An 18,032-nucleotide genomic window follows, 5' to 3' on the forward strand; every position below is an offset into this window, starting at 1 on the left:
CGAAAAGCCGATGGCGGGCCGCCCTGCCGATCTATACGATTTCAGCCTTACGGCCCTGCGCGACAGCGATCGGGACCGCTATCTGGCATGCCTTCTCTCGCCGGAGGAAAAGCGTGGCCCACTCTCGGCGCTTTATGCTTTCCATGCGGAGATCGCGCGTGTCCGCGATACGGTGCGCGAGCCTCTTCCCGGCGAAATCCGGCTGCAATGGTGGCGGGACCTCCTGGACGGAACCGCCGCAGGGGAAGGCGAGAGCAATCCGCTGGCAGCAGCGCTCCTCAAGGTCGTCAGAGACTATTCCCTTCCAATCGGCGTGCTGCAGGATATGATCGACGCACGGGTTTTCGATCTCTACGATGATCCGATGGAAAGCCGGGCCTCTCTTGAAGGTTATGCGGGCGAGACGGCATCGGCGCTGATCCAGCTTGCCTCTCTCATCCTAGATCCCAAGGGGGCAACGACATCCGTGGATGCGGCTGGTCATGCCGGTGTTGCCCAGACCATCGCTGGCTTGCTGCTTTTGCTGCCTCTGCACCGCCGTCGCGGGCAGGTGTATCTGCCGGCCGAGATACTGGCGGCAACCGGGCTCGATCGCGACCGTTTTTTGACGGGCGAAGACCGTGCCGCGATCAGTCATGCGATCCGCGCCTTTACGGGTCTCGGGCGAGACCATTTGACAAAAGCACGCGCCGCCAGCGCCGGGATTTCCCGGTGGAACAGGCCGGCCTTCCTGACAGTCGCCATGGTTGCGCCGGTGCTTGATCGAGCGGAAAAGCTCGGTGCCGGTCTTCTGGAGCATTCGATCCAGCCACCGCAATGGCGGCGACAATGGTGGATGTGGCGTGCGCTGCGCACGGGACGCTGGTAGTATCGGCACATTCGCGCAAGCTTCGCCGAATAGCGTCTGTGCGAAAGCTGCCGATGATTCCGGCAGGGGAGACTTGTCATGGCCTGGATCGTTGTCATCGTCTGCGTCGTTCTCGCCGCAGTTTTTTACATTCGCATGAAGGCGCGAGCCGAGGCGGATCGGCTTTCGCCGGATGCCGGGCAGGCCATTCTCGATTTCGGTCGGGCCTTTCCGGATGAAGCGATCCGGGCGATCCATTCCACCCGCGATGATCAGGCCTATTTCGTGCGCCTTCATGATGGCAAGGCCGGCTTCATGGCGTCGCATGGGACGCATCTCGTGTGTCATCTGATCGAGCCGGGCAGGGTGCAGGTCTCCGCGACCGAGAGCGGTCGCGGCCTTGCGGTACATTTCCTCGATTTCACGCATCTCGACGGCAGTTTCGAATTTCGCTCTGCAGATATCGCGGCAGAGGTATCGCTCTGGCTTCTGGGAAGCTTTCAGCCGCGCAACGAATTCGCACCGCAAGCTTGAAACGAAAAACCCGCCGTATCGCGACGGCGGGCTTCAATTCTTCCCATTTCCAGTCAGCAGGGTTCAGGCTGCCGTCGTCTGTAGCCATTTGGCGCAATCGTCCAGTGCGCGCGCCGCTGTCATCTGTTTCTTGACGATCGCCTTTTCCTTGCCGCGAAAACGCTTCACGCCTTCCGGTTTTGTAATCGCGCCCGGTTCAAGCGGCGGGAAAAGTCCGAAGTTCACATTCATCGGCTGAAACGAACGTTTGCCCGGTTCATCGTCCGAAACGATATGGCCGCCGGTGATGTGGTTGAGAAGCGCGCCAAAGGCGGTGGTCACCGGCGGAGGCAACAGGCTTTCGCCCCTCTTCTCCGCGACGGCAAAACGACCGGCAAGCAGACCGATCGCAGCACTTTCGACATACCCTTCGCAGCCGGTAATCTGGCCGGCAAATCGCAGGCCCGGACGCGATTTCAGCGCCAGCGTCGCGTCAAGCAAGGTCGGCGAATTGATATACGTATTGCGATGCAGGCCGCCGAGACGCGCAAACTCCGCGTTTTCCAGGCCCGGGATCATGCGGATGACTTCCGCCTGCGCGCCGTATTTCAGCTTCGTCTGGAAACCGACCATGTTGTAAAGCGTGCCGAGTGCATTGTCCTGCCGCAGCTGCACCACGGCGTAGGGCTTGACGGTCGGATTGTGAGCGTTGGTCAGTCCCATCGGCTTCATAGGTCCGTGGCGCAGCGTTTCGCGGCCGCGCTCGGCCATGACCTCGATCGGCAGGCAGCCATCGAAATAAGGCGTGCCTTCCCATTCCTTGAAGCCGGTCTTGTCGCCTGCGACAAGGGCATCCACGAAGGCATTATACTGCGCTTCGTCCATCGGACAGTTGATGTAGTCCTTGCCGGTGCCGCCGGGGCCGACCTTGTCATAGCGCGACTGATACCAGCAGACATTCATGTCGATGCTTTCGGTATAGACGATCGGCGCTATGGCGTCGAAGAAGGCGAGCGCATCCGCACCGGTTTCCGCCTGGATTGCCGTAGCAAGCGAAGGCGCCGTGAGCGGCCCGGTCGCAATGATCGCCTGTCCCCATTCCTTGGGTGGCAGGCCGGAAATCTCTTCCCGGACAATCGTGATCAGCGGATGGCTTTCCAACGCGCTGGTGACCGCTGCAGAAAAGCCTTCGCGATCGACGGCAAGAGCACCGCCGGCCGGAACCTGATTGGCGTCGGCGCTCGCCATGATCAGCGAGCCTGCCAGCCGCATTTCGGCATGCAGCACGCCAACGGCGTTGCTCGTTGCGTCATCCGAGCGGAAGGAGTTCGAACAGACCAGTTCGGCGAGATGGTCGGTCTTGTGGGCGTCGGTGCCACGAACGCCGCGCATCTCGTGAAGGATGACGGGAATGCCGGCCTTTGCTGCCTGCCAGGCGGCTTCGGAGCCCGCAAGGCCGCCGCCGATGATGTGAAGGGGGGAGGTTGTTTCTGTCATGCGGCGTTCTTACTGCATAATTCCCCAAACAGAAATCCGTTTGAGCGGAAGAATGCACATCGTGCGAAAAATGGGCGCATCCACCGGGCGACGTTGCATCAAGCCCATAAACGAAAACGGCACCGCGAGGGTGCCGTTTTGGGTATGTCAAAGCGCGTTCCGATTAACGGAAGGAGCGAGCCGCGATGTTGCGGATGTCGAAGCGGGTGATGCCGATATCCGACAGGGCGTGGTTCGAGAGGTTGCCGAGCTCGGCAACGGTGCGGCGATAGTTGATCCAGCTCTTTGCAATGCGAATGGGGTTCATGGTCGTTTTCCTCAGGTCTTGGTGAGCGAGACGATCTCGTCTGCTTCGTTGAGGTTGTTATACGCCCGTATACGCGGATATTGCAGTGCAAAGAAAATGCATCTGCTATGCATTTGTGCAAATGCATGGACAACTCTTGGGCAAATTTCAAGACTGCCGAGAAAAGCGCCAAAGGTTAATGAAGGTTTGACGTCACCATAAACCGTTGTATTTAATATATAATTTTAAATGGTCGCTTGTCCGCTCGGCACTGCTCCGGTCCGGTGCCTGTCGGAGGAGTGTGCTCATATATGCAGCACCTGAAAACAAGTCGGGATGGTCAGGTATATGCGCTTTGGAGGTGCGTGGGGCGTTGCGTTTTTTAAGGGTGCGATTGTTGGGTGCTTGGCATCGGTGAGGCGCCCCCCAAATAAAAAAACGCCCGCCGGCGATGCCGGAGAGCGTTTGTCGAATGCGTGGTTCGCGTTACTGCCCACGCCGCCGAAAGTAATGGATTACTTCACGGCCTGACGGGCAACGTATGCGATATCGCCGCGGCCGATGCCGAGGTCGCTGAGTTCGCGGTCGCTCATGCGGCCGAGTTCATTGACGGTCTGACGATACTTGCGCCAGTTGTTGAAAGAACGGGTGAGGTTCATGGTCGTTTCCTTTGTAATCTGCTGGCCGGCGTGTCTGTCAGCCGGTCTCGATGTCATGAGCTGAATATACGTTGTTCCAGGTGTATTTTGCAGAGCTAATGCTGCATCGCACCTATGCGAAGTATGCAGGTCTGGTTGCGCGGATGATTGCAATTTGTGCAGAAACGCACGGGCAACGGACAGGCGATTTGAAAAATAAAACGGCGCTCGCCGAGGGAGGAGGTTCGACGAGCGCCGCTTTGTTCTGATCGACAACTGGGAGGAGGAGGGTTGCCGATCGTATCAAGGCGCGCCGGGAGGAGGAGAGCGCTGCCTCGACCTATGAAAAGTAATATAATTGAGGATGTGATCGTGCGGTAGCGATAAACGCGAATGGCACCCATGCCGGAAGCGCATGGCTGGAAAAATAAAGGGCCTGAAGGATGCTGAAAATCTCAGCAGATGCTCCGGATCGCGTCAGGTTTCTCTGAAAAGACTTGGGAAATCACGAAAAAATAACGCCCGCTGGGGGAGGAGGTCCAGCGGGCGTCATTTGAAATGACAGGCAACCGGGAGGAGGAGTGTCGCCTGTCGTATCGGAGGAGCGCTGGGAGGAGGAGAGCGCTTGCTCCGAATTGTGTGCATCGAGCCTCACCGGCTGCGAGGACCTTTCCCATGAGGGTGGCTGGTCTTGCCTTGAGACGCTGCCGACTTGATGGCGCTGTCTCTATGACCCGAAGATACCATCACGAGCGAATTTGTGCAGTGCGATATCTTCATGGAAGCCATGCGTATGATGCATGCTTTTCGCCTATCAGCATTGCAGAATCATACGAGATAAATCTTGGCAAATCGTTAACGATAACGTCTTTCTGGTCGGCTGGGATTGGCCAGTGACTGTGATATGTGTTGGCCGACAGCCGCATGCAAGGAGCATTCATGTACCGGGCCCGCATAGAGAAGGATTTCAATCTCTGGATCGAGAAGGGGATGGTCGATCGGCGCGCGGCGGATGCTATGCTGGCCGAATACGATTCCCGCCCCTCGAGCTTCAGCGCCGGCCGTGTGTTGATGACGCTGGCAGGCGTATTGCTGGCTGCTGCGGTTTTGCTTTTGGTGGCAGCGAACTGGGAAGTCATTCCGCGCATTGCCCGTGTTGTCGGGATTATCGGGCTAATCTGGGTTCTTTATCTCGGGGCCGCATTCGCACTCTCGCGTGGAGCGAACGCTATCAGCGCAGGGCTGCTTGTGATGGCGACGTTGAGCTTTGGTGGAGCCATCGCCCTGGTCGGACAGATGTATCATCTTTCCGGAGATGCGGCAGATGCTCTGTTTATCTGGCTGGTGATGGCGTGCCTGGCGACCGTTCTGTTCCGCTCGGCGCCGCTTGCCGTCATCTGCGGCATTCTGAGTTGGTGGCTGTTCATTCAGTTGATGGTCGACAGCGATTCCAGCCTGGAAGGCAACGGTTACATTTTCTTTGTGCCGATCCTTGTCGTCATCATCTTGGCGCTGGTGCGTTACACCGGTGCCGGCCTTGGCCGGCACCTGGCCTATCTGCTCGCTCTGGCCTGGCTGGGCTGGCTTTATACCGAAGCGCCGGAAGCCTGGCTTGCGGCGACCTATGTCGCGCTCGGTCTCGGCGTTTTCCTGCTGGTTGCGCTTCCGGTATCGCCACTCTATCGCTTTGCGTCGGATACGGGCGCGGCTCCGGCCTTTTACAGCTTTGCGCTCGCGCTCCTGGGGTTGGCCGCCCTGCATATGGAAGTTGAGGAGCTTTGGCAGGATTCGGTTGTCGGTATCGCGGCGCTCGCATTTTCCCTTATCGGCATCGGTATTGCGGGTCGCCTGAATGGGGCGGTGCGCTTTCTGGGCTATGCGGCCTTCGCCGGGGAACTGCTTTTCCTGTCCTCCGAAACGATCGGCAGCATCCTTGGCACGTCCGGCTTTTTCCTGATCTCCGGGGGTGTCCTCGCCGTCATTGCCTATCTGGTCATCCGTATAGAAAGACGTCTGTCGCAGGCAAATGAAGCAACCCAGCCGGTGAAGGAGGCTTGAGATGAGGACGTTTCTTTCCAAGCCATCTTTCTTCAGCCCATGGATCGCGGCGATCGTTGTCGCAGCCCTGCAGACCGGTGTTATCGGCTATATGATAGAAAGCCGCGCCTCGATCCTGAGAAGCGGCAGGGATGTCGTTCTGAAGACGGTACCGGTTGACCCGCGCGATCTCTTGCGCGGAGATTATGTCGTGCTGTCCTATGAGATTTCGTCCATTCCGGCTGACAAGTTCGTTGATAAGCCGCCAACAGAAGAAACTGATGCGCAGGTTTCGGTGCGTCTTTCGCAAGGTGGCGATGGCTTCTGGCATGTCGCGGAGGCGGCCTTCGGCACTTTGCCGCAACGCGATGACGGGACTGTCGTCGCAAGAAGCCAGCCGTTCTATTTCTATCCGCAGACCGGCAACATCGAGGCGCCTCTCTCGGTCGAATACGGCATTGAGCGCTATTACGTTCCAGAAGGCGAGGGAAAGCCTTTGGAGGAGGCTCGCAATGCCGACGCCCTGTCCGTCACGGCCCGGGTGGACGAGAGCGGACGCATGCAGATTCGCACGATTTCCATCGACGGGAAGCCACTCTACGACGAGCCACTTTACTAAAGAGACGGGAAATAGTGGTCGATAGCGGCAATTTCAGTGTGTTTGACGCCGCATTTTCCCTTTGATCCGCCGGAAACGGGTGATATAGAGACGCCGCGCTCGGGACGCCCTGAACCCGGCGGAACCTTCGCTTATTGCCAAGTGTTTCGCCGACGAGATCAGGCGAGGCGGCTTTCTGAACGCGGGTATGGTGAAATTGGTAGACACGCCAGATTTAGGTTCTGGTGCCGCAAGGCGTGGGAGTTCAAGTCTCTCTACCCGCACCAGAACAAGGGACGCGAAAGGTCTATCTTCGCGTCGATTCAGGAAGAGTGCGCCATTTTGCTTGCAAAACGGTGACGGATTTGCGTAAAGCCACTCCCGGCAATTGGATCGGCTCACGTGCTCGAGAGAACGAACACCGACAGAGCCCTGTCAACGTGAAATGAAGGTTTGAACATGCAGGTTATCGAAACGCTCGCTGAAGGGCTGAAGCGCGAACTCAAGGTCGTTATCCCGGCCAAGGACATGGAAGCTCGTATGAACGAGCGCCTGGAAGACGCCAAGGGCAAGGTCCGTATCAACGGCTTCCGTCCGGGCAAGGTGCCGTTCGCTCATCTGAAGAAGATGTACGGCAAGTCGATCATGGCCGAGCTGGTCAACGAGATCGTTCGCGAAAAGCCGACCGAAATCCTGTCCGAGCGCGGCGAAAAGTCCGCGACGCAGCCGGAAATCGCAATGACCGAGGATGAGGCTGAAGCCGACAAGATCCTCAACGCGACGGCCGATTTCGAATTCACGCTGGCATACGAAGTTATCCCGGCGATCGAGCTGAAGGACGTTTCGGGCATCAAGGTGACCCGCGAAGTCGTCGACATCGACGACGCTGAAATCAATGAGCAGATCCTCAAGATCGCCGAAAGCGCCCGCACCTACGAAACCAAGAAGGGCAAGGCTGAAAACGGCGACCGCGTCACGATCGATTACCTCGGCAAGGTTGATGGCGAAGCCTTCGACGGCGGCAAGGACGAAGACGCTGAACTGGTCCTCGGCTCCAACCGTTTCATCCCCGGTTTCGAAGAACAGCTCGTTGGCCTGAAGGCCGGCGACGAGAAGGTGATCACCGTTACCTTCCCGGCTGACTACCCGGCCGCAAACCTCGCCGGCAAGGAAGCCACCTTCGACATCACCGTCAAGGACGTTGCCGCTGCCGCTGAAGTCGAAATCAACGACGAACTGGCCACCAAGCTCGGCCTTGAATCGGCTGACAAGCTGAAGGAAGTCGTTCGCGGCCAGATCGAAAGCCAGTACGGCTCGTTCACCCGTCAGAAGGTGAAGCGTCAGATTCTCGACCAGCTCGACGAGATGTACCAGTTCGACACTCCCGGCCGTCTGGTTGACGCCGAGTTTGAAAACATCTGGCGCCAGATCAACACCGACCTGCAGCAGGCCGGCAAGACCTTCGCCGATGAAGACACGACCGAAGAGGAAGCCCGCGCCGAGTACCGCAAGCTCGCAGAGCGTCGCGTTCGCCTCGGCCTCGTTCTTTCCGAAATCGGCGAGAAGGCAGGCGTTCAGGTTTCCGACGAGGAAATGCAGCGCTCGCTGTTCCAGCAGCTTCGCCAGTTCCCCGGCCAGGAAAAGGAAATCATCGACTACTTCCAGAAGACCCCTGGTGCCGCCGCTTCGCTGCGCGCTCCGCTCTTCGAAGAAAAGGTCATTGACCACCTGCTCTCCGAAGTGAAGGTCACCGACAAGACCGTCAGCAAGGAAGAGCTGATGGCAGACGACGAGGAAGAAGGTACGGGCGAGGCCAAGAAGGCCCCGAAGAAGAAGGCCGCAAAGGCTGAAGCCACTGACGGCGAAGAAGCCGCAGCACCGAAGAAAAAGGCTCCGGCCAAGAAGAAGGCCGCTGACGACAGCGCCGAATAAGCCGCTTCCTCATCGAAGTTTACGGAAAGGCCGCCCATTGGGTGGCCTTTTTGCTGTTCGGGACAAACTAAAAAAGCCGCAGCGGGAACGATGCGGCTCTGTATAGGCATGACGAGGTGGCCGACAAGGCCTGGTGTTACGCGGTGCCTTTCGGCGCCAGCAGGTTTTCGACCAGGTCCGGTGTCAGTTCGTCGAAGTGGTTGATGACGAGGTCCGGCTCGAGGCTTTCGATCGAAACGTCGGAATAGCCGAAAGGAACACCGATGGAGCGGACCGAGGCGTTGCGGGCGACCAGAATGTCGTTGAGGCTGTCGCCGATCATGACGGAACGCTCCGGAACGCCGCCGGCAAGACGGATGGTCGCCAGCAGATGCTCGGCATCGGGCTTGCGGACTGGAAATGTATCGCCCCCGGTGATCGCTGCGAAACGATGCATGAGGCCGAGGCTTTCGATCAGGCTTGTTGCAAGCATCTCAAGCTTGTTGGTGCAGACAGCAAGCGTGAAACCCGCCCGGGAAAGCCGGTCCATCGCATCCAGAAGGCCGGGATAGGGCAGGGATTCGCCAGGCATCGAGCCATGGTAGAAATCCACGAATTCCTTCATCTGCCATTCGAGGTCGGACGCGCTGAGCGGCGTGTTGCGGAGCGCAAATGTACGTTCGATCATGGCTTTCGCACCGTGCCCCACGAGATGGGTGAGATCCTCATAGCTTACGGGTTGCAGTCCTGCCTGCGTCACCGCGTGGTTCAGGCTGGCCATGAGGTCGGGTGCGGTATCGACGAGCGTTCCATCAAGATCGAAAACAACTACGGAGGAGGACAAGAAGGAACCTTTCGGGACGGGCGCGCTGAATATGGTGCGGGGGTATGGGATGCCGCCTTAAAAATCAATCGCGACTTCACGGGATGGCTAACGGCGAAGTGGCATTGAAGGCTCTTTTGGGCTTTTGTTTGCCCGCGCCCCCGTGTAAACGTCTGGACAGGTTTCAGAGGAGCGCGCGGTGTTGCTGCAGCGCTCTTCTTTTCTAACAGGGAGAACGTGGCGCATGGACGCCCGCCAGATGAAGATCAAGGCTGCCGAAGCGGCGCTCGAATACGTGGAAGACGGCATGCGCCTCGGCATCGGAACGGGATCGACAGCCGAGGAGTTTGTCAGGCTGCTTGCGGAGAAAGTTGCCGGCGGTCTGAAGATAGAGGGGGTTCCCACCTCCGAGCGCACTGCGAGACTTTGCCTTGAGCTGGGTGTGCCGTTGAAATCGCTGGATGAACTGCCGGAACTCGATCTCACCATCGACGGCGCGGACGAGGTCGATCCTGAGCTTCGCCTGATCAAGGGCGGCGGTGGAGCCCTGTTGCGTGAAAAGATCGTGGCTTCGGCCTCCTCGCGCATGATCGTGATTGCCGACGACACGAAGGTCGTGGATGTGCTTGGCGCTTTCAAGCTGCCGATCGAGGTCAATCCTTTCGGATTGGTGTCGACGCGCATTGCCGTCGAAAAGCTTGCGGCGCGTCACGGGCTTTCCGGCGAGATTGGCGTGCGCGGCTCCGGCGATGGCCCGTTCATGACAGACGGCGGGCATCTTATTCTGGATGCATCTTTTGGCCGTATTCCTGATGCAGATGCGCTGGCGCGTGATTTGAATGCGATCCCGGGCGTGGTCGAGCATGGGCTTTTCATCCGCATGGCGTCGCTTGCGATTATTGCCGGCGTGGATGGTGCGCGAAAGATCGGCGGCTGAAACGGCTGCGATCGATGCGGGAGTTAAACCATTGCGACCGTGCGGGTCGCGGGAATTGGGGCACTGCTGACCGACCCGTCGGGATAGGTGAGCAAGAGCCGAACATCAAAATTGCGGCGGTTGCGGATGTCCAAGCCGGCAGCCATCGTCTTACCTGACAGGAGCGTTAAAGACATGATCAAACTTGCTGGCCTTGGCCGTACTCTCGGTGCCGCCGCCGTCATCTTTTCTGCCGTTATGGTGCCTGTCCTCAAGGCACAGGATGTCAGCGACGAGCAGATGAAGGCAGCGCGCGCTGCCATCACCGCAATCGGCGCCACGAACAATTTCGACAACATCCTGCCGAACCTCGCCGCGCGCGTGAAGACGTCGCTGATCCAGGCTTCGCCGAACTACGAGGAACTGATCAACAAGACCGTTGATGACAAGGCCCTTGAGCTGGCTGCACGTCGTGCCGACCTTGAGCGCGAGGCGGCCGCGATCTATGCCAAGACCTTCACGATCGACGAGCTGAACGCGATTGCGGCATTCTACAGCTCCGAAGCGGGCAAAAAGCTGCTCAATAACGGTCCCATCGCCTCTCGCGAAATGCTCAAGGCTGCCGATATCTGGGCCGCGGGAATTTCCCGGGACCTGAATGAGGCTACTTCCAAGGAGCTGGAGGCGACGCTTGTACCGCAGACCGAGGCAGCCCCCGCTGTCGAACAGCCGGCTCAATAATCGTCTTTTTCAGGATCTTGTTTCAAGGCTGCGCGAAAGCATCGCGCAGCCTTTGTCGTTTGTGTTGCCTCAAAGATCGCTCTTTCCTGTGTGGAGGTTCATACCTTTGTCGGCTCGATCTTTGCAGCGTGATCTGGCAATCCTATATCTTCACGACAGCGTGCTGCGGGAGGCCAGTCCTCGTCTTTATGGCAGCAAGCGATCATTCCGGTGTTCGCATCTGCGATCTGCCGCCAGCCTCTGACCCGTCCGGGAGTTTATGCACATGGCATCTTATGACTACGACCTCTTTGTGATCGGTGGCGGTTCCGGTGGGGTGCGCAGCGGTCGCGTGGCCGCGTCGCTTGGCAAGAAGGTCGGTATTGCCGAAGAGTACCGTTACGGCGGCACCTGCGTCATTCGCGGCTGCGTGCCGAAGAAACTCTACGTCTATGCCTCGCAGTTTTCCGAGGCTTTCGAGGATGCCAAGGGCTTCGGCTGGCAGGTAGGGGAAAGCAGTTTCGACTGGAAGGCGCTGACGGCTGCCAAGGAAAAGGAAATTACCCGGCTGGAAGGGCTCTACCGCAAAGGGCTCGATAATGCCGGTGCAGATATCTTCAACTCGCGCGCCGTCATTGAGGGACCAAACAGCATTCGTCTCCTGAACGATGACCGGGTTGTCACGACCGAGCGCATCGTGATCGCCGTCGGGGGCCATCCGACGCCGCACGCCTCGCTTCCCGGCTACGAGCTTTGCATAAGCTCAAACGAAGCCTTCGATCTTCCGGAACTGCCCAAATCGATCCTGATCGCCGGCGGCGGCTATATTGCAGTTGAATTCGCCAACATCTTTCACGGGCTGGGGGTGGAAACGACGCTGATCTATCGCGGCAAGGAAATTCTGTCCCGTTTCGATCACGATCTGCGCCGCGGGCTGCACAAGGAAATGGAAGCCAAAGGCATCAGAATTTTGTGCGAGGATGTGCTGCAATCCATCAGCAAGGATGCAGACGGTCGCCGTGTCGCCGAAACCAAAAGCCACGGCACGCTGACGGTCGATCACGTCATGCTGGCCCTTGGTCGCGTTCCCAACACCGAAGGGCTTGGTCTCGATAAAGCTGGCGTGAACGTCGACGGCCAGGGGGCCATCGTGGTCGATGCGTTTTCGCGGACCAGTGCGCCGGGCATCTACGCGCTGGGTGATGTGACCAACCGCGTGCAGCTGACCCCCGTCGCCATCCACGAGGCCATGTGCTTCATTGAGACGGAGTACCGCAACAACCCGACCTCACCGGATCACGAGATGATCGCGACGGCGGTGTTCTCGCAGCCTGAGATCGGCACGATTGGCCTGACGGAAGAGGATGCCGCAAAGAAATTTGCGGATCTGGAAGTATACCGTGCAGAATTCCGGCCGATGAAGGCGACGCTGTCCGGCCGCTCTGAAAAGATGATCATGAAACTGATCGTCAATGCTGCCGACCGGAAGGTTGTCGGTGCGCATATCCTCGGTCACGATGCGGGCGAAATGGCGCAGCTTCTCGGCATCTCGCTGAAAGCGGGTGTGACCAAGGACGATTTCGATCGAACGATGGCTGTTCATCCGACCGCGTCCGAGGAGCTGGTAACGATGTACAACCCGAGCTACCGCATCAAGAACGGGGAGCGGCAGTAGAACGCGCCGGTTTCACTCGCTCATCCGAAAACAAGCGTAGCCGTACGCCTCGCATGGTATTGCCGGTTTGACTATACAAGCGACCCCACAAGGTCTATAAGCCCGGGACTTTAAGCTACCCAGTACCGGCAGCAAGACCGGTGGATGAACAGGTGAGTATGATGGCACAGACTTGGAACCCGAGCAGCTGGCGGCAGAAGCCCATCCAGCAGGTACCGGAATATCCGGATTTGGCAGCACTTGCTGCAACCGAAGCCCAGCTCGCAACCTATCCGCCACTGGTGTTTGCCGGTGAGGCCCGCCGCCTGAAAAGCTCCCTGGCAAACGTAGCAGAAGGCCGCGGCTTCCTGCTGCAGGGCGGCGATTGTGCCGAGAGCTTCGCCGAGCATGGCGCCGATACGATCCGTGACTTCTTCCGCGCCTTCCTTCAGATGGCCGTCGTCCTGACGTTCGGCGCACAGCAGCCGGTGGTGAAGGTTGGCCGTATCGCCGGCCAGTTTGCCAAGCCGCGTTCATCGAATATCGAGAAGCAGGGTGACGTCGAGCTGCCGAGCTATCGTGGCGACATCATCAACGGCATCGAGTTCAACGAGGCGGCCCGTATTCCAAGCCCGGAGCGTCAACTTGACGCCTACCGCCAGTCAGCTGCCACTCTGAACCTCCTGCGTGCCTTCGCGATGGGCGGTTACGCCAATCTCGATAACGTGCATCAGTGGATGCTTGGCTTCGTCAAGGACAGCCCGCAGGCCGAGCGTTACCGCAAACTTGCCGACAGGATTTCCGAGACCATGGATTTCATGAAGGCGATCGGTATCACGCCGGAGAGCAATCCGAACCTGCGTGAAACGGATTTCTTCACCAGCCATGAGGCGCTGCTGCTCGGCTACGAGCAGGCGCTGACGCGTGTCGATTCGACCTCGGGCGACTGGTATGCGACGTCCGGCCACATGATCTGGATCGGCGACCGTACGCGCCAGCCCGATCACGCTCACATCGAATATTGCCGTGGCATCAAGAACCCGCTGGGTCTGAAGTGCGGCCCGTCGCTGTCGGCTGATGGCCTGATCGAGCTTATCGACCTTCTCAACCCGAACAACGAAGCCGGTCGCCTCACGCTGATCTGCCGCTTCGGCCACGACAAGGTTGCCGAGCATCTGCCGCGTCTTATTCGCGCCGTCGAGCGTGAAGGCCGCAAGGTTGTCTGGTCCTGCGATCCGATGCACGGCAACACGATCACGCTCAACAACTACAAGACCCGTCCGTTCGAGCGTATCCTGTCGGAAGTCGAAAGCTTCTTCCAGATCCATCGCGCCGAAGGCACGCATCCGGGAGGCATCCACATCGAGATGACCGGCAAGGACGTGACCGAATGCACCGGTGGCGCGCGTGCGCTGTCGGGTGCTGATCTGGCTGATCGCTACCACACCCATTGCGACCCGCGCCTCAACGCCGATCAGGCGCTTGAACTCGCTTTCCTTCTTGCCGAGCGCATGAAGGGTGGCCGCGATGAGAAGCGCATGGTCGTCAATGGTTGATCAGCCGGGCTGATTTAACGATTGAAGCCAATGAAATTGACAGGGCCGGGCTGACACTTGATGTTGGCCCGGCTTTTTCATGTGAGATCATCTGTCGGGGAGGGGTTATGGAAGCTGTGCATAGGGGCGGATGTCTCTGCGGTGCCGTTCGGTTTGAGACGGAAGGGCCGTTGCGTGAGGTCATCGCGTGTCACTGTTCCCAGTGCCGGCGGCAGACGGGACTGCATTATGCCGCGACCAACGTGGCCGATGACCGGCTTCGCGTCCAAGGCGGGGAGAACGTTACCTGGTATCGTGCCAGCGATGAGGCCGGCCGGGGATTTTGCCGGATTTGCGGGTCAGCCCTCTTCTGGAAAGCGGACGGCCGCAAGCACACCTCGATCATGGCCGGCAGCTTCGATCAGCCGACAGGCTTGAAGATCGGCATTCACATCTATTGCGCCGACAAGGCCGACTTCTACGAGATCAACGACGGCGCGCCTCAGCTGGCCGGTTCGAGCAGTTGAGCAAGCCGCGGCTCTGAAGGACGTTTTCGCTCGGTGGTCGCGGCGGCCAGAAACGCTTGGCTGAGCGTCGAAATTTTGATTGCCTGCCATTCCATATAGGCTTTGACGAGCACAGGTGACACCCAAAGCCGGCGTTTGCGGCCGGCGCTTTCCTGTCGCCTTATCCAGCCCTCCGTCTCAGCCCGCGAGAAGAGACGACGTATATGCGTTCGCGAAAGGCCGTAATGGGTGGAAAGCTCGGAGAAGCTGAGATTTTCCACCTCGTATGTCGGGCTCGCGGCACCGGTAACGATGATCCGTGACATGAAATCGTCCAGTAGCAGTCCGCCATTCTCCATCCAGACAAATGCGGCGATGCACGCCGGGGGGTCACGCCATCCCTTGTTCTCTATCAGTTTCTTGGCCGCAACCGGCTGCGCACGATCGAAAATCGTCGGGTCGGCATCAAGTTTGGCAATGCGGTCTCCAGCGTCCAGCAAATCCAGGCTATGCATTTGTCCGCGGAACCACTTCTGCATGGCATCGGCGCTGATCTCGGTCGGTTCCAGCGGGCGCGAGCGCCGATTGGTGTTGCCGGGAACGTCCCGGATCAGCTTGTAGGCCAGCATCTCCGCGAGAAATGCGGTGGCGGTGTTGCGGCTCGCAGCGCCGAACTTCACCATGATGTCGAGAAGCCGAGCCGCGGTGATGCCGCTCAGCGGATCGTCGGGATCCCGTTCCAGATGAAGGGCGTAGGCGGATTGGCTGAGAAGCCATTTCTGTTGCGAGGAAACAAGACGCGCGACGCGGGGGAAAAGATCGTAAAGCCCGACCAGATGGCGCGCAGATTGCTTCAGCACGGAAAAATAGGCCGGGTGAGCCATGAGCATTTCGGACGTGATGGCAGATATCTGCGCTTTTTGCCGGGCGGTTCTCGACGGGGCGAATGTCATGATCGTTGCAGTCCATATAGTTTGGCAAGCCCGGTGAAATGAAGAGGTCGAGGCGTACCTCGGCGCAATATCATTTCCTCACCTGCATTCTGGTCGCAACTCTATAACGCTTCAGCCTTTCAATCTGTTCGCAAAGTTACAGGGAAAACAAAAAGATTTTGCGCGGTTTACTGCACCAGCACCGGACGCAGGCAATTTACGCCCGTCACCCTGATATCGGCTTCTCCCACCCGCACGCCTGCAGCGAGAAGGACGTTGTAAAGCAAGGTGTCGATTGAGGGCGTGATCGCGCCGAGGGTCTCCGCCAGAGCCGCCTGAACGATTTTCGGACTGCCGATACTCAGAAAAAGCACCTGGATATCCAGATCCAGATTTTTCAGCAGGCTCTGCGTGGTCGATGTCAGAGTATCGCGGGTGGACAAGGACTTCACGGCACTCGATGCGACCTCCGACGGGCTGAATGTCAGCCGTTGCGGCTGCATGTTCTGCGCCTCCACATGCGCGATGCCGGATACCCGCAAAAGCGAAGAATCGATCAGCTTCGCCTTGCCGACGCGCACTTTCTCGCCGAAGGAGGAGAGAGCGGAAGGATCGACCGTACCGATCGCGATCTCGGCGACGCCGGGTACGGCTTCGATCGTGACGCCGGCATTTGTGGGGCTACCGCCATAACACCTGATATCGGCGAGTCGCGCCTCCGCATGGGCAACTTCTACATAAAGCGGCAGCTTGACGCGCAGTCCCGCCAGCGCGGAAAGCCCGTTGACTTCCACCGTGACCGCCAGCCGGGTTTGTGCGGTGCGCACCGCAGTACCAGGATTGCCCAGCCGGTGTGCCGGTGTTTCGACTGGAGGCTCTCCTACGGCGAGACTTATGTTGGCGGTTGCAATCCCGGGCAAACCGGTTGCCGCATTGACGGAAATCTGGTTTTCGCCGTTCGAGATGGCCGCGGCCGCGGAAAGAAGTTCAAGCGCGCTGATCTTCATTTTCCAGTTCGATCCGGCATCGACCTTGATATCCTTCTTCGGATCGATGTTCAGCACCTGCGCGAGCTTGATGGTGTTTTGATTGCGCGCAAGCGCCGTATCGATCGCCTTCAATGCGCTCGTCGCCGTGTTCGATAATCCGCCAACAGCCCGCATTGAGGCCAGCAGTTCGGGCATGGCGAGATCGGCGTTCAGCACGTCCTCGTAGGTCGCGGTTTGCAGCCGCAGGCGTGTCGAGACGATCTTGAGGAAAGGCTGGACGTCTATGTCCGCATCGGCAAGCGCACGGTAATCCATGACTTTCAGCGAAACCGTCGTGCCGAGCAACTGCCCGAGAATGGCATTCAGGATGCCGCCGTCCAGGCTCGCCAGCCGCGAGCCGACCGAGAACGCTGCGAGCTTCGCGCTTGCAGCCGTGCCAGTCACGCGCATTGTCGGCGGTGTGCTGAACATGGCGGCAAGATGCAGTTCACCTTCGCGCTCGATCGTGACCTGCGCGGCATCGGCCGGCGTTGCATTTGCAATGAAGCGTTGGTTCACATCCAGCGACGGGTCGGGAAGATAGCGGCCTTTTGTCAGCGTCATCACCCCCGCCTTGAGCGCCGCGACCTGATCCAGAACCGGGCGGCCATCGACATCGATCAGGCCTTTCGAGGTTGCAATCGTCATGGCCAGCCCATTGGCCTTGAGATGCTTCCGCGCGGCCGTTTCGAGATTCGCGAGATCCGAGGAGGAGACGATGGCCGCAATATCGGCGACTGTCTGCATTTCGCGCTTCTGAAGCGTGAGATAGCCGTAGTCGATGCCCAATCCCATGGAGAGGATGAAAAGCGGCGCAACGAGGGCTGCGGAAAGGCCGATGTTGCCGCGTCTGTCGTTGATCATGCGGTTTAAAGAGCGGCCCGGCATGTCAGATACCTCCGATGCGGATGGTCGCATAGCGCGTGATCTCCCGATCCGGCATCGCGAATGTGAAAAGGTTCCAGATCGGCAGCGCGCTGGCGTCGTAGGAAATGGTGACGGTGAACTGGTCGATGTTGCTGACGTCGTCCTGCACGTCGAAGCTGACCTTGCTGACGTCGATAAAGGCATATCCGGTGATAGACGTTCGAATGTAGGTGTCGGCGAGGCTGTGCCTCTCGTTTGCCGTCAGACCGGCGATGGCGGTCCTTGCCGCATCAGCCGCAATCTGCTGGAGGGAATGACTGGCGCTGAGATAGACGCCATAGCCAATCATCGTCAGCACGGTCATGAAGAAAAGCGGTGCAACCAGCGCGAACTCGACCGCAGCCGCCCCTTCTTTCCTGAAAAACAATCGCGGAAAGGCATACATCGGTACCTCCCTAGCTAAGTGGCGATTTTTCTCCTTTGCACCTATAGGGTGCGCTTGATGTGTTAAGTTTTCGATACTCTTCCGGGTTGAGATGATGCGCAGTCGCTACCGTAAGGGTGGCGCGTCCCCGCTGCTGGTTTGGCGTTTTCGCACAAGATAATAATATCATTATAGATTTTCGATGGATCGTGGTGATCGTACGGTCGCTGCAGATGGGCCTTGGCGCTCGCGGAGCTCGGCGATCCCGCACTGAGACCCGACATCGATCTCATAATGAGG

18 protein-coding genes and 1 tRNA gene are annotated in these 18,032 nt (G+C 58.8%); 12 read left to right on the top strand and 7 right to left on the bottom strand.

The window, feature by feature from the left end; all coding sequences use genetic code 11:
* Positions 1 to 10: 10 nt before the first annotated feature.
* Together BLX89_RS01615 and BLX89_RS01620 are read left to right on the top strand one after the other, a co-directional pair.
* A complete protein-coding gene (locus BLX89_RS01615) occupies positions 11 to 868 on the top strand; it encodes a phytoene/squalene synthase family protein (RefSeq protein ID WP_075289223.1) in 858 nt (285 codons plus the stop codon).
* A 78-nt stretch (positions 869 to 946) separates the two neighbouring features.
* Positions 947 to 1,381, top strand: a complete 435-nt coding sequence (locus BLX89_RS01620) for a hypothetical protein (protein WP_075288899.1) — start codon at positions 947 to 949, stop codon at positions 1,379 to 1,381.
* A gap of 63 nt (positions 1,382 to 1,444) precedes the next feature.
* On the opposite strand, the gene trmFO is transcribed toward BLX89_RS01620, so the two are convergent.
* From trmFO to BLX89_RS01635, 3 genes are all read right to left on the bottom strand, one after another.
* Positions 1,445 to 2,857: a methylenetetrahydrofolate--tRNA-(uracil(54)-C(5))-methyltransferase (FADH(2)-oxidizing) TrmFO gene (trmFO, locus tag BLX89_RS01625; RefSeq protein WP_075288900.1), complete on the bottom strand. Its 1,413-nt coding sequence runs from the start codon at positions 2,855 to 2,857 to the stop codon at positions 1,445 to 1,447.
* A 163-nt stretch (positions 2,858 to 3,020) separates the two neighbouring features.
* On the bottom strand, positions 3,021 to 3,164 hold the full coding sequence (locus BLX89_RS01630; protein WP_075288901.1) for a DUF1127 domain-containing protein: 144 nt from the start codon (positions 3,162 to 3,164) through the stop codon (positions 3,021 to 3,023).
* Positions 3,165 to 3,658: 494 nt separating this feature from the next.
* Positions 3,659 to 3,802, bottom strand: a complete 144-nt coding sequence (locus BLX89_RS01635; RefSeq protein WP_075288902.1) for a DUF1127 domain-containing protein — start codon at positions 3,800 to 3,802, stop codon at positions 3,659 to 3,661.
* Between the two features lie 98 nt (positions 3,803 to 3,900).
* Here BLX89_RS01635 and BLX89_RS24560 point away from each other — a divergent pair, with 98 nt between their 5' ends.
* The 5 genes from BLX89_RS24560 (at position 3,901) to tig (ending at position 8,348) form a co-directional block, all read left to right on the top strand.
* Positions 3,901 to 4,050 (top strand): hypothetical protein, encoded by a 150-nt coding sequence (locus tag BLX89_RS24560; protein WP_158025926.1) that lies wholly within the window; start codon positions 3,901 to 3,903, stop codon positions 4,048 to 4,050.
* Positions 4,051 to 4,720: 670 nt separating this feature from the next.
* Positions 4,721 to 5,839, top strand: coding sequence for a DUF2157 domain-containing protein (locus BLX89_RS01640; protein ID WP_075288903.1), 1,119 nt, complete (start codon positions 4,721 to 4,723; stop codon positions 5,837 to 5,839).
* A 1-nt stretch (position 5,840) separates the two neighbouring features.
* Entirely contained in the window at positions 5,841 to 6,437 is a 597-nt protein-coding gene (locus BLX89_RS01645) for a GDYXXLXY domain-containing protein (protein ID WP_075288904.1), read from the top strand.
* 181 nt (positions 6,438 to 6,618) lie between these two features.
* Positions 6,619 to 6,703, top strand: a tRNA-Leu gene (locus tag BLX89_RS01650).
* Positions 6,704 to 6,875: 172 nt separating this feature from the next.
* The gene (gene tig, locus BLX89_RS01655; RefSeq protein WP_075288905.1) at positions 6,876 to 8,348 is read left to right on the top strand and encodes a trigger factor; all 1,473 of its coding nucleotides are present in this window, start codon (positions 6,876 to 6,878) and stop codon (positions 8,346 to 8,348) included.
* 136 nt (positions 8,349 to 8,484) lie between these two features.
* Here the strand turns inward: tig and BLX89_RS01660 are convergent, their stop codons facing one another.
* Positions 8,485 to 9,171 carry an HAD family hydrolase gene (locus BLX89_RS01660; protein WP_075288906.1) on the bottom strand — a complete coding sequence of 229 codons (687 nt, stop codon included), beginning with the start codon at positions 9,169 to 9,171 and terminating at the stop codon, positions 8,485 to 8,487.
* Positions 9,172 to 9,394: 223 nt separating this feature from the next.
* Between BLX89_RS01660 and rpiA the strand changes: the two genes are divergently transcribed.
* The 5 genes from rpiA (at position 9,395) to BLX89_RS01685 (ending at position 14,502) form a co-directional block, all read left to right on the top strand.
* Positions 9,395 to 10,087, top strand: a complete 693-nt coding sequence (gene rpiA, locus BLX89_RS01665; protein ID WP_075288907.1) for a ribose-5-phosphate isomerase RpiA — start codon at positions 9,395 to 9,397, stop codon at positions 10,085 to 10,087.
* A gap of 174 nt (positions 10,088 to 10,261) precedes the next feature.
* Positions 10,262 to 10,807 (top strand): DUF2059 domain-containing protein, encoded by a 546-nt coding sequence (locus BLX89_RS01670; protein WP_075288908.1) that lies wholly within the window; start codon positions 10,262 to 10,264, stop codon positions 10,805 to 10,807.
* A 265-nt stretch (positions 10,808 to 11,072) separates the two neighbouring features.
* Positions 11,073 to 12,461 carry a glutathione-disulfide reductase gene (gene gor / locus BLX89_RS01675; RefSeq protein WP_075288909.1) on the top strand — a complete coding sequence of 463 codons (1,389 nt, stop codon included), beginning with the start codon at positions 11,073 to 11,075 and terminating at the stop codon, positions 12,459 to 12,461.
* A 161-nt stretch (positions 12,462 to 12,622) separates the two neighbouring features.
* Entirely contained in the window at positions 12,623 to 13,996 is a 1,374-nt protein-coding gene (locus BLX89_RS01680; RefSeq protein ID WP_075289224.1) for a class II 3-deoxy-7-phosphoheptulonate synthase, read from the top strand.
* 107 nt (positions 13,997 to 14,103) lie between these two features.
* On the top strand, positions 14,104 to 14,502 hold the full coding sequence (locus BLX89_RS01685; protein ID WP_075288910.1) for a GFA family protein: 399 nt from the start codon (positions 14,104 to 14,106) through the stop codon (positions 14,500 to 14,502).
* Here the strand turns inward: BLX89_RS01685 and BLX89_RS01690 are convergent.
* The 3 genes from BLX89_RS01690 to BLX89_RS01700 form a co-directional block, all read right to left on the bottom strand.
* Positions 14,478 to 15,365 carry a helix-turn-helix domain-containing protein gene (locus BLX89_RS01690; protein ID WP_245292738.1) on the bottom strand — a complete coding sequence of 296 codons (888 nt, stop codon included), beginning with the start codon at positions 15,363 to 15,365 and terminating at the stop codon, positions 14,478 to 14,480. The two genes, BLX89_RS01685 and BLX89_RS01690, sit on opposite strands and share 25 nt — an antisense overlap.
* A gap of 236 nt (positions 15,366 to 15,601) precedes the next feature.
* Positions 15,602 to 17,329 (bottom strand): TadG family pilus assembly protein, encoded by a 1,728-nt coding sequence (locus BLX89_RS01695; RefSeq protein ID WP_075288912.1) that lies wholly within the window; start codon positions 17,327 to 17,329, stop codon positions 15,602 to 15,604.
* Between the two features lies 1 nt (position 17,330).
* Positions 17,331 to 17,753, bottom strand: coding sequence for a TadE family protein (locus BLX89_RS01700; protein ID WP_075288913.1), 423 nt, complete (start codon positions 17,751 to 17,753; stop codon positions 17,331 to 17,333).
* Between the last annotated feature and the right edge of the window lie 279 nt (positions 17,754 to 18,032).

Origin of the sequence: Pararhizobium arenae, assembly GCF_001931685.1 — a bacterium.
Taxonomy (GTDB): domain Bacteria; phylum Pseudomonadota; class Alphaproteobacteria; order Rhizobiales; family Rhizobiaceae; genus Pararhizobium; species Pararhizobium arenae.